This is a genomic window from Candidatus Phycorickettsia trachydisci, from assembly GCF_003015145.1.
Taxonomy (GTDB): domain Bacteria; phylum Pseudomonadota; class Alphaproteobacteria; order Rickettsiales; family Rickettsiaceae; genus Phycorickettsia; species Phycorickettsia trachydisci.
In genome coordinates, this window is the sequence record NZ_CP027845.1 from 487931 (window position 1) to 509696 (window position 21766).

The window sequence follows — 21766 nt, forward strand, 5'->3', positions numbered from 1 at the left end:
GATTATTTACGTTTTAATATAGCTCGTTGTTCTCTCTCAATATCCCTTTCTTTAATTTTTTGTCTTTTATCTACAGTATTTTTACCTTTAGCAACACCGATTTCTATTTTAACTATATTTTTTCTATTAAAGTATAACGAAATTGGAACAATTGTATATCCCTTTTCTTTAACTTTGCCTATTACTTTTTTTATCTCCCCTCGATGTAATAAGAGCTTTCTCACTCTTGTCGGTTCGTGACTTTGATAAGAAGCTTGAGCATAAGAGGCTATATGAGAGTTATACAGAAATACCTCTCCTTTATCAACACCTGCATATGAATCACTAATATTTGCTGTACCTTTATTACGCAATGATCTTACTTCACTACCTTTCAGTACTACACCAGCTTCTAATTTGTATTCTATAAAATAATTAAAATGAGCTTTACGGTTTTGCGCTATTATCTTCATACATTACTTGTTTTAACTTCTCTAATACTCTAAAAATATAGTTTAACTTTTCTTCATCAGTTTTGCCATCCTGCTTTTTCATTATTACTAAACTTCCATCAGCTCTTAGCTTTAATTGTCCGGGATTGCGGCTTGCAAGTTCTATTAGCTTAGGAACTGCCTCTTTAGATCTAAACGATACAACAAATCCTTTGGGCCCAACATCAAACGAAGCAATTTGCATACTTTTGCATATAGATTTAATTTTAACAATACCTAATAGATTTGTTACCTCAACTGGAGGCTTTCCAAATCTATCTGCTAGCTCTTCCAGTAAGTCTTCACCTTCTTTTTGACTATCTATACTAGCAATTCGTCTATATGTCATGAGCCTTGAATTTGGATCGTTAATATACTCATCAGGAATATGCACAGATATTTGCAAATTTAGCTTTGGAGTGTAATCATCTACGCCTTCCTCTTTGTTATCCTTAATTTGCTCAACAGCTTCACGTAACATATCTTGATAAAGCTCAATCCCAACCTCTCGAATAACTCCAGACTGTTGATCACCTAGTAAATTGCCATAACCTCTTAATTCCATATCATAGCTTGCAATATTAAAGCCTGAACCCAAATCTTGATTAGATTGGATTATTTGCAATCTCCTATAAGCTAAGGTATCGGTTTTATTCATATCAGCGATAAAGTAGCTATATCCTTGAATGTTGCTTCTGCCTACACGACCTCGGAGCTGGTATAATTGAGATAGGCCAAACAGGTGGGCGTTATCTATGATTATTGTGTTTGCATTGGGAATATCAAGACCAGATTGAATTATGTTCGTTGATAATAGCATATCATAATTTTTATCATAAAAACCTTGTAATACTTTATCTAATTCTTCCGCATCAAGTCCGCCATGAGCAATACCTATCTTAAGATTTAAATTTAGATTTGAAAGCATTTGGTAGCAAGACTCTATATTTTCAATTTTAGGTACTACATAAAATACTTGCCCTCCTCGCCCAAGTTCCTTACCTATTACGTCTGAAAGCAAAAATAAATTTTTCTCTATAATAAAAGTTTTGATAGGCTTTCTTTCGAAAGGCGGCGTTGCAATTAAACTTAAATCTTTTATTCCTATTAAAGACATCTGCAAGGTTCTTGGTATTGGTGTTGCAGATAATGAGATAACGTGGCAATTCTGTTTTAGAGTCTTTAAAACCTCTTTCTGTTTTACTCCAAACTGATGTTCCTCATCTATGATCACAAGTTTTAGGTTTTTAAATTCTGTATTTCTATTTAATAAAGCATGAGTTCCAATCACTATACTTATTTCTCCAGCTTTTATCTGATCTTTAATTTTTTTAGGCTTTGTGGTTAATCTTGAAAGCTGAGCAACGCTATAACTTAATGGTTTAAATCTTTCTTCAAAATCTAAAAAGTGCTGGCGAGATAAAACTGTTGTAGGACTAATAATTGCCACTTGAGCTTTTGGATCATTATCTAATACGAAAAATGTTGCCCGCATTGCAACCTCTGTTTTGCCATAACCAACATCCCCACAAATCAAACGATCAACAATCTTACCTTGAGTAAAATCATTCATGATATCTTCAATAGCAGCTTCTTGGTCAGGCGTTTCAACGTATGGAAATAATTTACAGAAATTTTTATAAGAATCTTGATTTACTACTAAAGGATCTTTAGTACCAAGACTACGATGCGCAGCAGAATTAACCAATTGATAAGCAAGTTCAGTGATTCTACTCTTTAACCCAGCCTTTCGCTTTTGCCAATAAGTACTCCCTAGTTTATCTAGCTTTGGATCCCCTTCTCCAAATTTTTTGATTAAATCTACATTCTCAACAGGTATGTATACTTTATCATCGTCTGCATAAAGCAATTTGACATAGTCTCTCACAAGACTCTCAACAGCGATAACCTCAACACCGCAAAATTTTCCTATTCCATAATCTTGATGTACCACAAATTCACCATCTTCGAAGTTATTAAGCTCAAAAACATATTGTTTTAGACTACTAGATCTACGTTTTGTCTTTTTGAGAGTTTGAGCACCATAAATTTGGGCATCATTAATTATGATCAATTCATCTGAGATAAAGATCGGCAATTCATCTTCGTACAGGTTAATTATTTCTGCACTTGCCTCATCGTATGAAGATATTTTCTGGTATCGAATATTCTCCTCTTCTAAAAAGCTTGCTATACGATATCCGGAAATAATGATTTTTAACTTATGATCCTTAATAAAATCAAGCGCAAGCTCTTCAGCTTTATTCGTCTTGTGTTGAGCATTAAAATAAAAATTTGGAACATTTTTTATTTCGGCCTTTTTATCAAGTCTTTTTATTGGTAAATTACCCAGCTTAGGGATTATAATTTCATCTAATTTACTAAATAAATCAGTTGAGGTTTTTAGAGCATCTAAATTTTGCTGAGCTTTTTGTAAATAATTTTGATGTTCAGTTTGAATATCAAAATCACACAAAGTTAAAGGATTAGAGAGAAAATCTAATATAGTGCAAGTTTCAGTAAAAAATGATGGCCAAAAATTCTCTATTCCACAAAATGTAATACCTTTTAAAACCATTTCATAATGCACTTGATCTTCCCTGCGCAAAGATTTTGCATCAAATTTTTTACTAAAATTCTGAATTGATTCATCACTTAAAATCAACTCATTGAGAGGATAAATATTAATCTGATCTATATCTTCAATAGACCTCTGAGTATATGTATCGAAGGTTTTAATATGAGAAAGACTATCATATTCAAAATATATCCTATATCCCTCCCCTTCACCCATTGTGACATCTAATATATCTCCTTTTTGCGAAAATTCTCCTATAGCCCTTGCAACAGATACTTTGCAAAAGCCTTTATCAATTAATTGTCTAGATAAATAATCAGGTGAAAACCTTGCTCCCTTCTTTAGCTCTAAAAAATCTATAAAATACTCCGGTAATGGAAGTTTTTGAAAAAAGGTTGAAGCAGATATAATAACTATTTTTCCTGAATTAGCTGCTGCAATTTGTGATAAAGCTTTAGCCCTTTGCGCCGCATTTTTAATACTTGCAGAATTTGGAGAATAAATATCCCTATCTTGAGCATTTAAAACAAAAATATCTTTATTAAAAAAAGATAGAAATTGATAGGCAAATTTTATATCTTGTTCATCCTTAACTATCACTAATATGTCAGACTTAGATGATGATTTAGAAGCTTTGGAAACATCCCAAAGAAACTGCAAGTTCATGATTTTATTTTAAAATTTCGTATTTTTGTTATGATTTCTGTAAATTTTGCTGGAATTTTTAATTTTCCGCAAATCCAGCCTAAAAGAGTCTCATCATCATTTTTGATTAGCTCATGATAAAGTATTAAGTCTATTTCTGAAAGATTTTCAAGATTATTTTCAGCAAATGATGCAAAAAGCATATTATTTTCTTTGCATCCCATATACTTGCTCCTAAACAAGAGTTTTTTTATGAACAATTTTTTCTCTTCTAACATACAGCTTTTTCTCCTTGCAAATTATCTTGATGTTTGTCACAATAATACTTAATATTACTACTGCTGTTGAAAATTAAAAGTCGAATTTGAGTAATTGAAAAATTAAGTGTTATGGAGTCTTGTACGTGTTTAGATGCTTGGGATATTTTAAAGCAAGATCCTAACGCTATCTTAGTAGACGTACGTACCCAAATTGAATGGCAAAATCTTGGTACACCTGATGTGAATACAAATCAATTACTTTTAAATAGCATTAGGCTTTATCCAGAAATGGAATTAAACAACGATTTTGCGAAAGTGCTCCTGAAAAAAACTCAAGAAAAATCTTTTGTATTTTTCTTATGCAGATATGGCAGCAGATCTTTAGAAGCAACACTAATACATAAAAAACAAAGTACTACGCCTGCTTACAATCTTATTGATGGATTTGAAGGTAATAAGTATGGCCTTGGATGGATAAAAAGCGGCTTGCCGTTGAAAAAATTTAATTAAATTGTATGTAAATGACTATGCTACAACAGACTGCTTGCACAACGAAAAATCCAGATTACTATAAAGAAGTATGGGGATTTATTAGGCAAGATCTAAAGCTCAAATATGGAGAAGCTACGTTCAATAATTGGATAGCCAAAATTAAGCTAGCTGAGTTTGCTGGGTTTTGTATAGTCTTATCAGTTCCAACAGCATTTATGAGGGACTGGATTAAAAATAATTACCTGGAGGTAATCTCGCAATTATGGCAACACTATGATGATGGTGTTAAACAAGTTGAGTTAGTTATTTCAGAAGCCTTAAATAACGTTATTACAGCTCAACCGCAATCGCCACAAATTGAAGATAAGCAAGATGCTGAGCGTATATTTAGCTCGACCTTGGACCCAAGGTTTACTTTCGATAATTTCGTCGTTGGTAATCCAAATCAATTAGCATATACAGCAGCAAGAGCTGTTGCCGAATCAATGAGTGCCATAGCAGAATCTAATCCTCTATTTTTATATGGAGGTGTTGGTTTAGGAAAAACCCACCTTATGCACGCAATAGCATGGCATATCAAAAATCACAATCCTAACCGCAAGGTTATATACATGTCCGCAGAAAAGTTCATGTATCAGTTTGTGCGTTCCTTGCGCAATAAAGATATTATGTCTTTTAAGGACCATTTTCGTTCTGTGGATGTCCTTATGATTGACGATATACAGTTCATTTGCGGTAAAGATAGTACCCAAGAAGAATTTTTCCATACATTTAACGCTTTGATTGACAATAATCGTCAGATTGTTATTTCATGTGACCGCTCTCCTTCTGATTTGGATGATATTGAAGATCGTATTAAATCGCGTCTTGGATGGGGTCTTGTAGCTGACGTACACAGTACTACATATGAGCTTCGTCTTGGCATCTTGCAATCTAAGATTGAGCAAATGAATATCGCAATTCCTAGAGAAGTGATAGAGTTTTTAGCTAAAAAAATTACTTCAAACGTACGTGAACTTGAGGGTGCTTTAAATAAAGTTATTGCTCACTCAACTTTAATCGGTAAGCAGATTTGCTTGGAAAGTACCCAAGAGATCTTAAAAGATCTTTTAAAGTCTAATTCAAAGATTATTAGCGTTGAAGAAATTCAAAAGAAAGTAGCTGACAAGTATGGTTTAAAAGTAGCGGATCTATCATCTGAACGTCGTATGAGGAACGTTGCAAGACCCAGACAAATTGCTATGTATCTGTCTAAGCAGCTTACATCAAAAAGCTTGGTTGAAATCGGAAGGTGCTTTGGTAAAAAAGATCATACTACAGTCATGCACGCTATACGCAAAGTTGAAGAGTTATTCCAAAGCGATCCTTATATGGAACAAGAAATTTCATTTTTACAGAAACTTCTTCAATAGCACTTTTACCCTACATGTTTAATTCTACCACATTGCCAAACGGATTGCGTATTGCATCCTACTTTATGCCTGGGTTTGGTTCAGTACGCATTACTATTCTCGTTAAAGCCGGAGGAAGATACGAGGAAGCTAATGAACATGGCATTTCTCACTTTTTAGAGCACATGGCGTTCAAAGGGACAAAAACTCGCACATATAAACAAATCGCTCAAGAATTTGATGACATTGGGGGACGCTTTAATGCTGCAACAGCTAAGGAGACTACTATATACTATGCGAAAGTTTTAGCTGAAAAAATGCACATAGCTCTAGATATATTGGCCGATATCCTCAGAAATTCCGTTTTTGATAAAGATGAAATGGAAAAGGAAAAAATGGTGGTGTTGCAAGAAATGGGCGAGTCTCATGATAATATTGAGCAGTTAAATTACGATAATTTCATCGAACAAGCATTTAATAATCAACCCATTGGGAAAACAATTTTAGGTACTGAAGAATCTCTAAAGGCTTTTGATAAGGAGATGTTAGAAGCCTATATTAAAAAGCACTACGTTGCTAAAAATGTTATTGTTTCTGTCAGCGGTAACGTAAAACACGATCAACTAGTAAAACAAGTCCAAGAATTGTTTGGTGATTTACCTACCACTCAACCAAAATCTTCAGCTAAAGCATATTACACTCCTGGAATTAAGTTATTAGATAAAGATTGTAAACAGACTACTTTTACATGGGGATTTGCATCAGCTTCTTATAAAGATTTACAAGCTTTTTACAAAACCGAGATGTTAGCCTTGGTTTTAGGTGGAGGGATTTCTTCCAAACTTTTTCAAAACATCAGAGAAGAATATGGTCTGACTTATTCTATAGGTGCCGCTTTTCATTCATATAGCGATATAGGGTTATTTTATGTGTATGCTTCAAGTGGTAACGATAATGGTATAGAAGTATTAGATAAGATACATTTAGAAATTACCAAAGTATGTGAATCAATTTCTGAGGAAGATATACAAAGAGTAAAAAACCAGATCAGAGCTAATTTAATTATGGATGAAGAATTAGTAAGCTATAAATCCGAAATTATAGCCCATGACATTGCTTTGCTTGGTAAAACTATAACTACGAAAGAAATTTTACAGTACATAGATTCTTTTAATTCAGCAGATTTGATAGATCAAGCGCAAAAAATATTTTCTTCCAAAAGCGTATTTAGTGGTATAGGGAAGAAATTAAGTAAAAAATATGATATAATAAATTCTAAAATTTCAACTTCTATTATTTAGATAATAAAAAGACTTAATATGAACCAAGATATTCGAAACGTAGCAATCATCGCGCACGTTGACCATGGAAAAACTACTCTCGTAGATAGTATGCTAAAACAAAGCGGCACTTTTCGCTCTAATCAAAACATCTCTGAAAGAGCTATGGACTCTAATGATCTAGAGAAAGAAAGAGGCATCACAATTTTAGCAAAGTGTACCTCTATAATGTGGAAAAATACCAAAATTAATATTGTAGATACTCCAGGTCACGCGGATTTTGGTGGAGAGGTTGAGAGAATTTTAACCATGGTTGATGGAGTTATACTGCTTGTAGACTCTAGTGAAGGAGTAATGCCTCAAACTAAATTTGTGCTTGATAAAGCTCTAAAAATCGGTCTGCATCCAATAGTTGTTATAAATAAAATAGACCGTCCTGATGGCAGACCTCAAGAAGTCATAGATGAAGTATTTGACTTGTTTATCGCCCTAGGTGCAACAGATGAACAGGCTCATTTTCCTATTGTATATGCATCAGGTCGATCTGGATGGGCCTCTATGGACTTAAACAGCCCCAGAGAAAATATTCACGCTCTATTTGATTTAATATTAGATCACGTGCCAGCACCTGAACGCCACTTAAATGATCCATTTAAGATGTTGCTCACAACAAGAGAATATGATTCATATCTGGGACGTATCTTAACAGGAAAAATTCATAGCGGTACCATAAAAGTTAATCAAAACGTTAAAGTATTAGATAGAGATGGAAGCTTAGTAGAGAATGCTCGAATCACAAAACTATTTTCTTTTCACGGTTTAGAGAGAATAGCTGTAGAGTCTGCAAGCTCAGGTGATATTGTAATATTAGCTGGTCTTTCAAATGCTACCGTATCCAATACGGTTTGTGCACCAGAAATAACAGAGGCGCTCGACTCTCCTCCAATAGATCCCCCTACAATTTCCATCACCTTTTCGGTAAATGATTCTCCATTAGCAGGTCGAGAAGGATCGAAGGTAACATCACGCGTTTTAGAAGACCGCCTTGCTCGTGAAGTTGAAGGAAATGTATCAATTAAAGTACGACAAAGCTCTTCCAGGGATTCCTTTGAAGTATCAGGTAGAGGAGAGTTGCAGCTTGGGGTATTGATAGAGACTATGCGTCGTGAAGGGTTTGAACTTTCGATCAGTAGGCCTAAGGTACTCTATAAGATCGATGAAAATGATCAAAGACTAGAGCCTATGGAAGAAATTCAAATTGATGTTGATGATATACATGTTGGAACGGTTGTGGAATCACTCAATTTACGAAAAGCTGAAATGCTTGACATGAAACCTTCAGGAGGAGGCAAAACGCGTGTTACATTTTTAGGTCCCTCAAGAGGCTTAATAGGATACCATGGCCAATTTCTAACAGATACAAAAGGTACTGGCGTGATGCATAGAATGTTCCACAGCTACGGTCCTTACAAGGGCCCTATTGAAGGAAGACGTAATGGAGTGTTGATATCTACCGATAATGGTCAAGCCGTTGCATATGCCTTATGGAATTTGGAAGAACGAGGAAAGTTATTTATTAAGCCCGGTGAACAAGTTTATCAAGGTATGATTATAGGTGAACACAGCAGGGAGAATGATCTAGAAGTCAACCCACTTAAAGCAAAGCAATTGACAAACGTTAGAAGCGTAACAAAAGATGAAGCAGTTCGTCTCACCCCTCCTACAGTAATGACTCTAGAAAAAGCTATTGCTTATATTGAAGATGATGAAAAAGTTGAGGTCACTCCTAAATCCATTAGGCTAAGGAAAGCTATTCTAGACCCTAATGCAAGAAAAAGAGCAGGAAAGCAAGGATAAATAATATTAAAAGTTTAAATCATGTAATTTGGATTCAGGATAACTTATGTTGTATAGTAAATCACTAAATCCCTTCACCCTGTAGATCTCTAAACGTTTCTTCTAAAGCATCTTTTAGGATTTTCATATCCGAATCTTGAGATTCGTCTTGATGACCTAAAGTATAATCTTTCATTCCACTTGGACCGCCCAAAGAGGAAACATCTACGCTATGAACTTTTTCAGACGCTATTTTAGCAATATATTCTTCAATTTCAGTTTTTAATTTTGGATCAAGAAGATCTATAGGCGTTTTACCACGACAATTGCTTATCTTTGGATCGGCTCCACAATCTATTAAAGTTTTTATTATCTGAAGTTTAACTTCATCTTGTATTATAATTTTTATCTTGCCAGGTATTTCTTTCTTTTGAAGAATAGCATAATGTAAAGGAGTAGACCCATTATTATCAGTTACGTTAACATCTATAGTCTTTTGACACAGCTTCTTGACCATTTGTTCTTTACAAAAAAAAGCAGCCATGTGCAAAGGCGTTCTGCCTTCACCATCTCTTGCATTAAAGTTTGCACCATTATCTAGCATCCATTCTGCAATCTCTATATTTTGAGGAAATAGAAAGAAAGCGTGTAAAGGCCATACCTTAACGGGAAAAGATTTAAAAGTCTTAAGAAAAGCTATAGTCTCCCTTTTGTTTTCTTCTATAGCTTTTTGTAACAATGTATCATATTCAGCAAGTCTTGTTTGATTCTCAGAACTTAAGTCAAGACTAAGATCCTTGTCACCATTTCCTTCTATAGCGCCTTTGGTCTTAAGTAAAGCTATTGTTTCACTTTGCGATCTAGCATTAGCAAAATCTAAAGGGGTAGATCCTGCAAGGTTTCGTATATTAACATCCACACCCTTAATATTTAATAAAAACTCTATTTGATCTTTTTTTCCAGAAAAAGCAAGAGCGTGTAAAGCAGTATCACCAATTACATTTGGAAAATTAGGATCTGCTCCACTTTCAATGGCTATATTAAGTCTATCTAAGTAATAGGGGGTGGTAGCTAGGTAATAACATAAAGGTTTGTTTTCAGCTATACACTTAGGTTTAGCAATTTGCGTGAAAAATCTTGCCGCATTTGAATCACCCATTTTTTCAAGAGCCATAACAAAACTATCTATTTCTTGCTCAATTTTTTCTTTTTTAGTTACCATAATAAAAGTGACTTTATCTGAGTCTTTAGATTCATTTTTTTGCTCAGTCAAGGAACTTGAATCTCTCAACTCACTCAACGGTATATTCAAAGCAGAAATATCCATATCTGTGCTAGAGATTTTTTCAGATGCTATTTTAGTTATATATTCTTCTATCTCAGCTTTTATTTTAGGAGTCAGAAAATCCATAGGTGTTCTGCCATCCATACCAGCTATTTTTGGATCGGCTCCATAACTTATTAAAGTTTTCATAATTCTAATTTTAGCTCTGTATGATTCAGAATCATCGTTCTTTTTAGGTACAACAGCATAATATAAGGGTGTATTTTTAAGCCCATCAACTACATTAACACTTGCCCCATTTTCACAAAGAAGTTCAACTGTCGATGCTAAATTATAACCAGCAGCAACGTGTAAAGGGGTTCTGCCATCACCGTTCTTTGGATTTACACTAGCACCATTTTTTATCATCCACTTTTTAAGATTTATAACTTCATCTTCTTCTTTTTCGGAACATATATGTAAGGGCCATGCATCTTTAACAGGATGGCATTGAAGCATAGTGAGGAAGCCTATTGCTTTTTCGTGATTTTGCTCAACAGCTTTTTGTAGAAGTTTTTTAATTTCTTCAGTTCTTGTTTCTTGCATTTCAACACCTAAGTTGCGACTTGCATGATAATCTAGATCCACTGAAGCCTTAGCGCCTTTGCTTTGCAGTAAAGTTATTATTGAACTATTTAATCCACTAACTGCATGATCTAGAGGTGTATTTCTTTGATTATCAAGTAAATTCACATCTAGATTGAATCCTAATTCCCTAGTTTTATTAAATAAAAGCTCTATTTGACTTTTTTTTCCTCGAGAGGCAAGAAGATGTAAAGCAGAACGACCACAAAGATCTTGAAAATTTGGATCTGCACCACTTTCAATTGCTACATCAAGTCTATCTATGTAACGATCACTAGCAGACAGAAAAAAGCATAAAGGTTTTTCCGCTTGTATGCAGAGAATCCTTGCAGGAATATTAAAAAATTCTGCCGCATCTTTATCACTCCTTTCTTCAAGAACCTTAACAAAATTGTCTATTTCTCGCTTAATTTTTTCTTTTCTAGTTTCCATAATAAAATTCTCCTTAACTTGGTTCTTCTTTTATACTATGTAAGTTTAATAAAAAAATAAAGAGAATAATATTTTTTAAAATATGTAGATTTATTTACTATAAATCTTGCGCTTCTTCCAAGCTACACACTTGATCATTTCCTAGAATACTGCAAGTATCATTTTCACAAAGATATTCATCGCTTACAGAGGGTATGATAGAGTGCTTAGCTTCTAAAAAATACGCAATATTACTAGCAGATTCTGAGTAATAAGGTATCAACGCTGGGTCTCCTAACTTAGCCATTTTTAGAAATTTATCAAAAGGCATTAAAGATATCTCGCTAACTTCATTACGGTCAATTTTGATATCTCGTAAAGGAATGTCTTTTTGACAGAGATAAACGTCATTTAAATGCTTTACCATACAGCTAGGGCTAACTTTGACATCATTCCTAAAGGACATCATGAATTTTACATCTAATTTGTCCGCAAGAATACCTAGTTCTTCCTTGATTTCACGCCTTAAGGCTTGATCGCTAAACTCACCGGCATTAACGTGGCCAGTAACGGATACACTCAATTTTCCTGGATATAGCTTTTTATCATAAGACCTACGTTGTATTAGTAGATTATCGTCTTGGTCTATCCAATATAAATGTACCACTCTATGCACCTTACCTAAACGATAAATTTCACTTTTGGGCAATACTTCACCGGTTCTCAAACCTTGATCATTCAAAGCATCAATTAAATCTTCACTTAAAACTGATGAAGAAAATGGTGATTTAATATTATGAGAAGGATTAGTTTTAGCGGTAAAAATAGATAGTGCTTTAATACCAAAAGAAAAAATAAATGATATCTTCATAATTTAATATTTAATTGTAAAAAATAAAGTATATCACTATTGTGCTAAGTGTAAAGGCTTGCGTGCAAAAATTATGTAGCAGATAGAGCCACCAACCATTGCGTACTTTTCTTGCTTGATAAAGTCTAATAGCATCTCATTTGTTTTTGTTACTTCTGCCCATAAATTCTCAAATTCCTCTCCATTACCGCCGCCTGCTAAGAAGTATGTATAGGTCTCTTCTTTATCCCAAATCCAAAAATTTTTCTCAGCCCAATTTTTAGTTTGCTCCAACATAACCCTTTGATCTTCTGTGTCATAAGGAGGTAAAACATTAAAGACTTTATCTGTCTGGTAAACAGTAATATTTCTAAGATCTAGATTAGATAAAATTAATGGTAATTGATCACCTACTGAATTAAAACCTAGACCCATAAGTTCCTTGCCGGCTTCGCAAGTCATTTGGAGTTTAATAATCTTGATACGATCTTCAACGCTTTGATTAAGTTGATGATTACCCCTAACCATAGATGTAGCCTGGTTATTTGGCTCTATTAGTAAAAGTTTACCTTCAGGTTTAAGAACTCGTAGCATTTCAGAAATTACATGCTTAGGATCTTTAACATGAATTAGTACAGTCTGGCACGTAACTAAATCAAAATGGTTATCTGGAAATGGGATCTTTTCTGCTGATGCTTGTTGATATTTTAGATTACCTTTTGCTAAATCTTTAGCTACTTTGATCCATTCTTCTTCTCTGTCAATTCCTATTAAAGTAGCATTATTACTCAATAGGGGATAAAGCGCCCTGCCCCAATGCCCTATACCACATCCTATATCCAAAGCGAGAGTTACATCTTTCAAGTTAAATCTCTTACCTATTAATTCAAGAAAGTCTCTGTTCCACCAAAAATTCCTCCATTCACCAAAATATTCTTTTGAATGAGGTTTGGGCATATTTCAAAGCTTGTTAAACGTTATTTTTAAGCCAGCCCCATACTTTTCCCAACAGCCCTCTATTACCACTATCAACTAATAAATCTTGTTTTTGCTTGTCTGCTATAAAACGAAGCATACCATAAGCTGTTGTATAAGCATCTGGTGCTTGCTCAAGATTAGGGTCTTGCACAGCGCTTACTTTAACTGATTTACCGAATATATCACCTACGGTTTCAGCTAAATCAGGTAGCCTGCTTCCACCGCCTGTAATAATTATGTTCTGAGCAATAATGTCATTGATTTTAAGTTTATTATATTCTTCCTTAAGTAAAGTAAAAATTTCCTCTACGCGCGGCGCGATAACGCCACTTAAGTCTACAGAACTAATTACCTGATTAGAGTCAAATTCATTTGGATCAATATCGTAAAGGTTGATCAAATGAGAGGTACGAGAAGGTTTACTACTCCCGTGCAGTAATTTTAATTTTTCTGCAGCTTGCATACTTATCGAAAAAGCTCTGGCAATATCCGATGTGATATACCAACTACCTATAGGCACATAACCGCAATAAATCATGCGTCTTTCAAAAAGTACTATAAAAGAAGTAGTTCTTGCACCAAAGTCTATAACCAAAGTTCCGGTCTCTTGCTGAGTATTAGGAACGCATCCTAAAGCAGATGCATAACCAGATAAAATGACTTCTTTAACTTTAATTTGACACTTATTTAAACAGTGAACCAAATTGGTAAATACATTAGGATCAACGCTTACAATATGAAGGTTACAGCTTAACTCATTTCCAAGCATACCCACAGGGTTTACGATTCCATGGTTATTGTCTAAGATAAACTCAACAGGAAAGTAATGCACTACCTGTCCGGCACTATCAGAAAAGTCAGATAAAGCTTTGTTGATTAATTTTTGAAGATCTTGAGCAGTAACAGTGCCGCTTCCTATTTTTACTTTAGATGTAACATAAGTTGATTTTGCTCTGCTTGTACAAATAGATATAGCAGCCTCTTTAATAAAGTTTTTTGACTCTTTTTCAATTGCAATGATTGTATTAACAATACTTTCTTCAGCTTGCGCAAAATTTGTAATAAGACTAGCCTTTATTCCTTCAGACGCAGATAAAAAATGGTTTGTTACTTCGATTTCTTCATCCCTAATCGCTCCAACTATAGATGCAATTTTGCTACTACCAACATCAAATACAACAGTTTCTTTCTTATTCATAAAATTTAATTTTCTACTTAGAGCAAATTTTTTGCCTATATTTTCTCTTAACTATGGTAAATATGACAAATTTTTTGTAATAGTTCAAGAGACTCTTTAAAAGGCCTTTGGAAATTATTCCTTCCTATTATTGACCCACTCCCCCCTCCTTGAGCAATCATCTTGATTTCATCTAAAATATCTTTGTCGGATTTTTTTCCACCACCTGAAAATACAACCAAACGCTTATGATTCATGATTGCTTTCATTACGTGCTGAATACGGTCAGATAAAGATTCGGTTTTAACTCCAGTATTTTGATATATCTTCTTTATCTCATCTTTTTCGACAAAATTTGCAGGAGGTTTTAATTTTATTATATTTGCCCCCAAAAGAGCTGCGATATGACCAGAATAGGCACATACATCTATAGCATTTTGCCCCTCCTTTGATACACCCTCACCTCTTGGGTATGCCCACAATACTACTGCAAGACCATGAGATTTTGCTTCGAAAATTGTTTTTTTTATGCGTTTAAGATTTTTATAAAACTTGTTTGAACCAGGATAAATAGTCATACCCACACCAACACATCCTAAACGCATAGCATCTTGCACGCTTGCAGTAAAGACCTGCTCTGGAGAAAGCTCTGAAGATGCAAGTGAGTAAGAACTATTTAGCTTTAAAATTAAAGGAATTTGTCCAGTAAATTTATCAGCAGCAGCTTCTAACATGCCTAAAGGTGCTGCGTATGCGCTGCATCCACCTTGGATCGCCACTTTAAAATGATATTCAGGATCATATGCATCAGGATTAACCGCAAAACTTCTATCAGGTCCGTGCTCAAAACCTTGATCCACAGGCATTATTACCAATTTACCGGTACCAGCAAGCTTCCCATGCATTAGCATCCTTGCTAAATTTGTTCTAACTCCATTATTTTCGTTTGAATACCAAGATAAAACCTCTTTAACTTTCTCCGTAACTTGCGTCATAATTTTAATTCTTTAATTTTATTTAAAACCTCTTCAGCATGGCCATTAACTTTAACAGAAGGCCAAATAAAAGCTATTTTTCCTTCGCGATCAATTAGAAATGTAGCACGGCTAATCCCCATATAGCTTTTGCCATACATCGACTTTAAAACCCATATGCCATATTTTTCGCACAAATCTTGATCGTCACTAATTAAGTCAAAGTTAAGTCCACACTTTTCCGTAAAATTTTCATGTGATTTTCTAGTATCTTTCGAAACTCCTAAAATTTTTGCTCCAAACTCGTCAAAATACTTTTTATGATCTGCAAAATCTTTAGCTTCAAGCGTACAGCCTGGAGTATTATCTTTAGGATAAAAATATAAAACGACAATATTACCTTTATAATCGTCTAAATTAAAACCATCTACATTAAACTTAGGAGCTTCATCTCCCGGCTGCAACTTGGCCATGTTTTTTTACCTCTTTATATTTTAAATCTTGTACTATCGTTAGTTTAGCATCATTTTTGATGCGCAACTTATATATTTGTAAATTTTCCATAATTCTATGAACGTAATCCCGCGTAGTACTAAAAGGGATCCTTTCTATCCAATCAATTATGGAATATAAGCTTTTAAATTTTCTTGGATCTCCATATCTTTTAATCCAGTTGTCCACCCTATGCTGACCAGCATTGTAAGACGGTATCGCAAGTAATAAAGAGCCTTTGTAACGCTCTAAATGATCTGCTAAATGTTTGCTACCAAGCATAATGTTGTACTCAGGATTTTTTAATAATTTATCTCTATTATACGTCATACCCAAAGATTTAGCAGAATTTTTTGCTGTAGAGGCAAGAAGCTGCATTAAACCATGACCACCTGTTGGATCAGTTGCGGCTACGTCAAAAGAAGATTCTTGTCTAATGATTGAGTGTATGAGCGGTGTTTCAATTAATGGATATTTAATGTTTTTGAGGACGGGATATCCATGCTTCAGACTGAAAACTCCATAAAATGCCGCCTGTCTTGAAGCCTCAACTTTCAGCCATGTATGATTAGTTTTATCCAGCTCTTCTAAGATAAGGTGAATATGACGTGGATCTTGGGAATGAGTGAATATACTTTCAACGTAAGGCTTAATTAAGTGCTTTTGATCATATTTTGCCAATGTTTGTATAATCTGCAAACCTTCATAAACTTCTTGTAGGTCACTATTTATACCCGGCGTCTTAGTAACTTGAAGATGTTTATATCCAAGTTCATACTGAGCCATCTGGCCATAAAAAGTATGTCCATGTTTTGCAGCTTTTTTGAACCATTCGTTGGCTTTCTCGGGCATTTGGAGAGCCTTATAGCTTCTGCCAATCCAATAGGCTCCTCGCGCTCTACTAATAGGTCTTGAACAGTTATTATATAGCTGTTTAAAGTGTGCTAAAGCGGGTTTTGGAGTGTGTAGATACCTAAGGGCCAGCCAACCGGCAAGCCATTCGGCCTGGGTTATTTGCATGCGACTTTCGCAAGCATGATTTTTAGCTAGACGATAAGCGTCGTGATATCTATGTTTATCCATAAATTCACGTATGTAGTAACTCCTTAAATCCCACCATTTATCTCCCTTAGCCTTGTCATTAGGAATATGAACAGCTAAATGTAGCTCAAGGTTTGTAACAGGAGATTTAGGTATTCTTTTTCTTTTAAGATAGCTATATAAAACTCCAGAACTAAACCTGTCAATTCTAGGCAATGCTCTAAATAACTTTTCAGCTCTTGGATCTTTATTAATGATTGCAATACGTGTTACGTATCTCCTTTGATCTTCCTTTTTAATGAGATGAAGCATTCGATTTGCCTCAGCAGTATTATTATTCCAAAGAAGTTCATTAATTCTGGATACGTGATCGCCATAATTTAAAATATTCATATATTTTTTTAGAAAAGCAGTTTGCTCATCTTTTGAAAAGGATCCATAGACCCAACCATTTTTAATGATTACTCTTGCTTCTTCTTTATCTAAAACAGGAGGAATAGATAAAGCGTAATACTTGAAACCTTCAGGAGTGCTAGGAGGATGTTTACTAAACCAATCAAAGATTTCTTCTTTACTTACACTTTTATCTATAAGCTTTTCGACATGTTTTTTAATAAAAATATTTTGAGGCCACTCAGGAGAGTTGTAAACGAACTTCTTTGCTTCTTTAAAACCAACCTCAGGACACCTTTTATCAAAAATAGCACGCGTCATTAAAATTTTAGCTGCAACATGATCAGGATCACGTTTAATGACATCTAGCGCATGATAAAAATTGCCCTGCTCTACTTCTGAAAATGCACGATGGATGACTTGATCACTGTAGGTAAATTGTGCTATAAAGCTCAAAAGAATTATCCAAACGTTTATATTCATGATGAGAAAAATTTTTGTATTTCCGGGCCAAGGTTCACAAGCTTTAGGTATGGGCCAAGGCATATATGATAGATATGATATCGCAAAAAATATTTTTGGTAAAGTAAATCATATCTTAAATAAAAATTTAACAGAAATAATGTTTAACGGGCCATCTGAGGAGCTAAACTTAACCCAGAATACACAACCTGCTTTGATGGCTGTTTCAGTTGCAATATTAGAAGTTTTAAAGCAATACGGCAAAGGAGAATTTAATTATGTTGCAGGCCACTCTTTAGGCGAATATACTGCTCTTTATGCAGTAGGGGTTTTATCATTAGAAGATACTACAAAATTATTAGATGCAAGAGGTCTAGCAATGCAAAAAGCGTGTGATGAAAATCCTGGGGCGATGGCTGCATGCATGGGAATATCAAAAGAAGATTTGCATAATATCTTCCTTAAATTATCTAGAAAAGGAGTATGCAATATCGCTAATGATAACTCTAGTAATCAAATTGTCATTAGCGGAGAAATAGATCTCATAGATGAAGCAATTGGTCATATTAAAGAGATTGGCAAAAGAGCTATTAAACTCAAGGTAAACGGAGCATTTCACTCACCTTTAATGCAAGAAGCAGAAGACATTATGGCGGAAAAAATAGAAAAATGTCATTTCAAAATACCCCAAAAGCCTGTCATCATGAACGTTACTGCAGCATCCACAACAAACGCTGAAACAATTAAGGAGAACCTTAAAAAACAGATCACTTCAGGTGTTAGATGGCGTGAAATAATTGAATTTGCAGAACAAAATGAACTTGAGATTGTGGAAATTGGTTCAGGTAATGCCCTTAGCAACATGGCCAAAAAAGATGGTTATCCTCACGAGGTCAAAAACATCAGTAATGCCGATGAATTAGAGGCATTTTTAAGTGATTAATTTACCTCTATATCTTTATTTTTACTTTAAAAATTATATTCATTTTGCTTTATAAGCTATTTCTATAATAGTCTTTAGGTTGATTTACGTAATTATTTTGTGGATATTTTATGGATAGAGTAAAAAATTTTTTTATAAATTTAGGTATAACTTTAGGATTTACTGCTCGTGACGGAATGGCCAGCGCAGGAATAGTCTATGGGGTAGGTGCCGCAATATTTCTTACCGCAGTTGTATGTGCACCTTTTACTGCTATATTTATTGATTTTCCTCTGTTCTTTATGTCAATAGGAAGAATAAATATGCCTGTTTTTCAAGCACTTTCATCTTTCGCACTCAACACAGTTCTTCCTTTTCTTGTCAATCCAATAACTCTCTTAACAGCATTCTCCATAGGTGCCGCAAGAGGTTTTGTGGTAGGAATTTCTAAGGTAATTGATAGAATACAAAAAGGTAAATTTAATGAAAAAACAAAAAAATTAGAAATGCTCTTTAAAGAGCCATCACTTGATCTCTCAAAATGCCAAGATTTAATTAAAGACTTAAATAAATCCCAATATGTCAATCATGCAACTTTACTAAATATGTCCTTATCAAATACAGATTATGACCCTAATAAAGCTTTAAGAAATATACGATTTCTCCTCAATGAAGGTATTAAGCCTGATAATTCTGTATTAAAAATGGCAATCGAAAAAGATCATTTTAGACTTGTGGAGCTATTATTAAAACCAGCTTATAACCTTAATCTCAAAGATGAATTTTTACTAAATTTAGTCAAAGATAAACCTGAAATAAGAGAAATGATTCTCAGAGCAAGTGGAGATAAACCATTAGACGTTGAGTTCCAATCTATAAATAAACCAAAAGATTTGGATAAAGTGCCTGATAATCATAAGGCCGCTCCAATTGATAGAGTATCTTTACCAAAAGACGAACCCCAAAAAGAAATGTCTTCAATACCTAATACCCAAAATGCCACATCAAATATCTCTACATCACAAGATGCACTACCAAAAACAAATCCACCTGAGTCTTCTAACCATATAATAGATACTCCTCTTGGAACATTTGCTGAACGACATCCTAAAAAATCTTCTACTTCGCCTAAACGACAAAATTCTCAAACATTCCTTGAAAAGGAGCTTAAAAAATCCAAAAATAATACTTCACGAGATCAAGATCTATCATAAAAGTATTCAAGTTGCATCTAGCTTAGGATTAAAATATTTTAAAACGTTAAGCTCTTAAACCTCTCAAATATTAATAATATCGATGAATTAGAGATATTTTTAAATGTTTAAATTTACGTTATATTTATGATATACTATTAATTATTAGTACAATTAATGGTATAAATTTTTATGGACAACATAGATAATACAGATGTAGGTACCACAACTACAAAATTTTGGAATAATAAATTAAAAGATGCCCTAATGGAATATGACCCTAAAGGAGCAGAAGAAGCTTTAGAACGAGGAGCAAATCCTAACGATGGGACTCTTGTTAGGCCTTTTTGTAGAAGTTTTTTGGACGCTGCAATAATGCGGCTCAATAAAGATATTATAAAACTTGCTGCGGATCAATTGCAGATAAAAGAGCAAATAGTTGAAGAAAAGGCTAAGCAAATTATCACAATACTTTTAGATTACGGTGCTGACATATCCATCCTTCATCCATATACCTTAATGAGTCAAGCGGTTATACTTAAAGAATGTGCCGACTATCTCGCACCCGAAAAAGAATGGGAGGTTTTAAAGCAGCTTTCTAGAAAACTATTTGAAAATAGGAATCAAATAAATCTAGAAATCAAAAATAAAATTATAGAAAAATTTGTAGATAAGCTAAAAGATCCTCAAGCAATTAGCCTTGAAGATATGCAGCTGATACAAATTATATACCTGAATTTTTCTGAAGATTCTAAAGTAAGTACATTATATTCAGACTTAACAAATCTCAAGTTCCTCACAAAAATTACATTACCGACAATAAGTGCAATTGTAAATAAAGATGAGCCTTTAAGCGAACCTCATAAAATTATGCAAAAATTAGCAACTCATAGGGAATTAATAAGTCAAGTTTTATCATACTTCGATCCAGAAGACACCGGAAGCGTGCTTGCTACTATTCATCCGGGAGAACGTCTAACTAATTTAGATGAACAATTAAAAAAAGTAAGACCAGAAGACAAAAAAAAACTTATTCAAACTCTACTTGAACCTATCATCCGATCAATGACAAATGCAGTTAAACAAGAGGTTCAATCAAAGCTAGATGCTAACACCATAACACCAGCGGATTTGAAAGCGTTGGAAATAGCAAAAGAGTTTGACTATTTTGATCCAGAATTAACTCAATTAAATTGTAAATTATCTGGGTTACATCTTAAGACTGATATAGTAACTTCTGATGAATTGGAGGGTTAAAGTATCTTAAGCACTTTTTATCAATTTCAAAAACTAAAGTGCCTAAATTACATCTAAGCTATCATTTTTATTATAAAATATTTTAAAGCGTAGAACTCTAAATTGGTTAGTTGTTATAGTGGTAATAGTATATTTATTATTTCCTCCTTATGAGCAATAGGTCTCAATCTTTCAAAGCTGTAATATTGTATTTTATAATAGGTATTATAGGAGGTATTGTGATAGGTTTGCCTACTGGAATAATCCTCGAAACAGTTAAGAGCATAACTGAAACGGATCACTCATGGACTTTATCTTTAGCTGCAACTCCGACCATTTTTCTTGCATCGGTTGGAGGTATTGGCGGCATAATTTTAGGATTAATTACAGGACCTGTAGATTTTATTTCGAAAAATTTTAACAATATATATAAAAAATTAGAAGCCGAATTTCAAAAAAAAGAACCTAATTATAAAAAATGTAAAAAACTACTTGATGAGATAGTAAATCTGCCTTTTAGTGAGGAAGAAAGAAAAACTTTATATGAAGTAGCATTGAGATATCATAAACGTAATAATGCAGATAAAACTCTTACAATTATACATCTACTGCATGAATATGATATTCATCCAACAGAAGATGCTCTAGAAAACGCAGAGGAACTACATTCATCTAGAATTACGGATGCAATGCTCGAAGATGCAGAAGAAGCAAGGATTTCTACCCAAGCTAAAAAACCACCTACTAAGAAAAAAGTTTTAAAAAAGATAAAATAG

At 34.0% G+C, this 21766-nt stretch carries 18 protein-coding genes; 8 read left to right on the forward strand and 10 right to left on the reverse strand.

Annotation, left to right across the window (positions count from 1 at the left end):
* Window positions 1-2: 2 nt before the first annotated feature.
* The 3 genes from smpB to phytr_RS02135 are packed head-to-tail and all read right to left on the reverse strand — an operon-like array spanning window position 3 to window position 3971.
* Entirely contained in the window at window positions 3-452 is a 450-nt protein-coding gene (gene smpB / locus phytr_RS02125) for an SsrA-binding protein SmpB (protein WP_106874248.1), read from the reverse strand.
* A complete protein-coding gene (gene mfd / locus phytr_RS02130; protein ID WP_106874249.1) occupies window positions 427-3714 on the reverse strand; it encodes a transcription-repair coupling factor in 3288 nt (1095 codons plus the stop codon). The genes smpB and mfd overlap by 26 nt, the downstream gene beginning before the upstream one ends.
* Window positions 3711-3971: an FAD assembly factor SdhE gene (locus phytr_RS02135; RefSeq protein ID WP_106874250.1), complete on the reverse strand. Its 261-nt coding sequence runs from the start codon at window positions 3969-3971 to the stop codon at window positions 3711-3713. The genes mfd and phytr_RS02135 overlap by 4 nt, the downstream gene beginning before the upstream one ends.
* Before the next feature lie 111 nt (window positions 3972-4082).
* On the opposite strand from phytr_RS02135, the gene phytr_RS02140 reads away from it, so the two are divergent.
* From phytr_RS02140 to typA, 4 genes are read left to right on the forward strand one after another with little or no spacing between them, the layout of a single operon-like run.
* The gene (locus phytr_RS02140; RefSeq protein WP_106874251.1) at window positions 4083-4463 is read left to right on the forward strand and encodes a rhodanese-like domain-containing protein; all 381 of its coding nucleotides are present in this window, start codon (window positions 4083-4085) and stop codon (window positions 4461-4463) included.
* A gap of 17 nt (window positions 4464-4480) precedes the next feature.
* The gene (gene dnaA, locus phytr_RS02145) at window positions 4481-5857 is read left to right on the forward strand and encodes a chromosomal replication initiator protein DnaA (protein ID WP_106875027.1); all 1377 of its coding nucleotides are present in this window, start codon (window positions 4481-4483) and stop codon (window positions 5855-5857) included.
* 14 nt (window positions 5858-5871) lie between these two features.
* Window positions 5872-7137: a M16 family metallopeptidase gene (locus tag phytr_RS02150; protein WP_106874252.1), complete on the forward strand. Its 1266-nt coding sequence runs from the start codon at window positions 5872-5874 to the stop codon at window positions 7135-7137.
* An 18-nt stretch (window positions 7138-7155) separates the two neighbouring features.
* Window positions 7156-8973, forward strand: a complete 1818-nt coding sequence (typA, locus tag phytr_RS02155; RefSeq protein WP_106874253.1) for a translational GTPase TypA — start codon at window positions 7156-7158, stop codon at window positions 8971-8973.
* A gap of 64 nt (window positions 8974-9037) precedes the next feature.
* Here typA and phytr_RS02160 read toward each other — a convergent pair whose 3' ends face one another.
* The 7 genes from phytr_RS02160 to phytr_RS02190 form a co-directional block, all read right to left on the reverse strand.
* Window positions 9038-11293: an ankyrin repeat domain-containing protein gene (locus phytr_RS02160; protein WP_106874254.1), complete on the reverse strand. Its 2256-nt coding sequence runs from the start codon at window positions 11291-11293 to the stop codon at window positions 9038-9040.
* Window positions 11294-11390: 97 nt separating this feature from the next.
* On the reverse strand, window positions 11391-12143 hold the full coding sequence (locus phytr_RS02165) for an NUDIX hydrolase (RefSeq protein WP_106874255.1): 753 nt from the start codon (window positions 12141-12143) through the stop codon (window positions 11391-11393).
* A 36-nt stretch (window positions 12144-12179) separates the two neighbouring features.
* The gene (locus tag phytr_RS02170; RefSeq protein WP_106874256.1) at window positions 12180-13079 is read right to left on the reverse strand and encodes a class I SAM-dependent methyltransferase; all 900 of its coding nucleotides are present in this window, start codon (window positions 13077-13079) and stop codon (window positions 12180-12182) included.
* 13 nt (window positions 13080-13092) lie between these two features.
* The gene (ftsA, locus tag phytr_RS02175) at window positions 13093-14298 is read right to left on the reverse strand and encodes a cell division protein FtsA (RefSeq protein ID WP_106874257.1); all 1206 of its coding nucleotides are present in this window, start codon (window positions 14296-14298) and stop codon (window positions 13093-13095) included.
* A 47-nt stretch (window positions 14299-14345) separates the two neighbouring features.
* The gene (locus phytr_RS02180) at window positions 14346-15272 is read right to left on the reverse strand and encodes a class I fructose-bisphosphate aldolase (protein WP_106874258.1); all 927 of its coding nucleotides are present in this window, start codon (window positions 15270-15272) and stop codon (window positions 14346-14348) included.
* Window positions 15269-15724: a peroxiredoxin gene (locus phytr_RS02185; RefSeq protein ID WP_106874259.1), complete on the reverse strand. Its 456-nt coding sequence runs from the start codon at window positions 15722-15724 to the stop codon at window positions 15269-15271. The genes phytr_RS02180 and phytr_RS02185 overlap by 4 nt, the downstream gene beginning before the upstream one ends.
* Window positions 15699-17660, reverse strand: a complete 1962-nt coding sequence (locus phytr_RS02190; RefSeq protein ID WP_158706828.1) for a lytic transglycosylase domain-containing protein — start codon at window positions 17658-17660, stop codon at window positions 15699-15701. Before phytr_RS02190 ends, phytr_RS02185 begins: the two co-directional genes overlap by 26 nt.
* On the opposite strand from phytr_RS02190, the gene fabD reads away from it, so the two are divergent.
* From fabD to phytr_RS02210, 4 genes are all read left to right on the forward strand, one after another.
* Window positions 17659-18582, forward strand: a complete 924-nt coding sequence (gene fabD / locus phytr_RS02195) for an ACP S-malonyltransferase (protein ID WP_234352501.1) — start codon at window positions 17659-17661, stop codon at window positions 18580-18582. The genes phytr_RS02190 and fabD overlap by 2 nt on opposite strands.
* Before the next feature lie 110 nt (window positions 18583-18692).
* Window positions 18693-19775: a hypothetical protein gene (locus tag phytr_RS02200; RefSeq protein ID WP_106874262.1), complete on the forward strand. Its 1083-nt coding sequence runs from the start codon at window positions 18693-18695 to the stop codon at window positions 19773-19775.
* A gap of 171 nt (window positions 19776-19946) precedes the next feature.
* Window positions 19947-21011: a hypothetical protein gene (locus phytr_RS02205; RefSeq protein ID WP_106874263.1), complete on the forward strand. Its 1065-nt coding sequence runs from the start codon at window positions 19947-19949 to the stop codon at window positions 21009-21011.
* Window positions 21012-21160: 149 nt separating this feature from the next.
* Window positions 21161-21766 (forward strand): hypothetical protein, encoded by a 606-nt coding sequence (locus tag phytr_RS02210; protein WP_106874264.1) that lies wholly within the window; start codon window positions 21161-21163, stop codon window positions 21764-21766.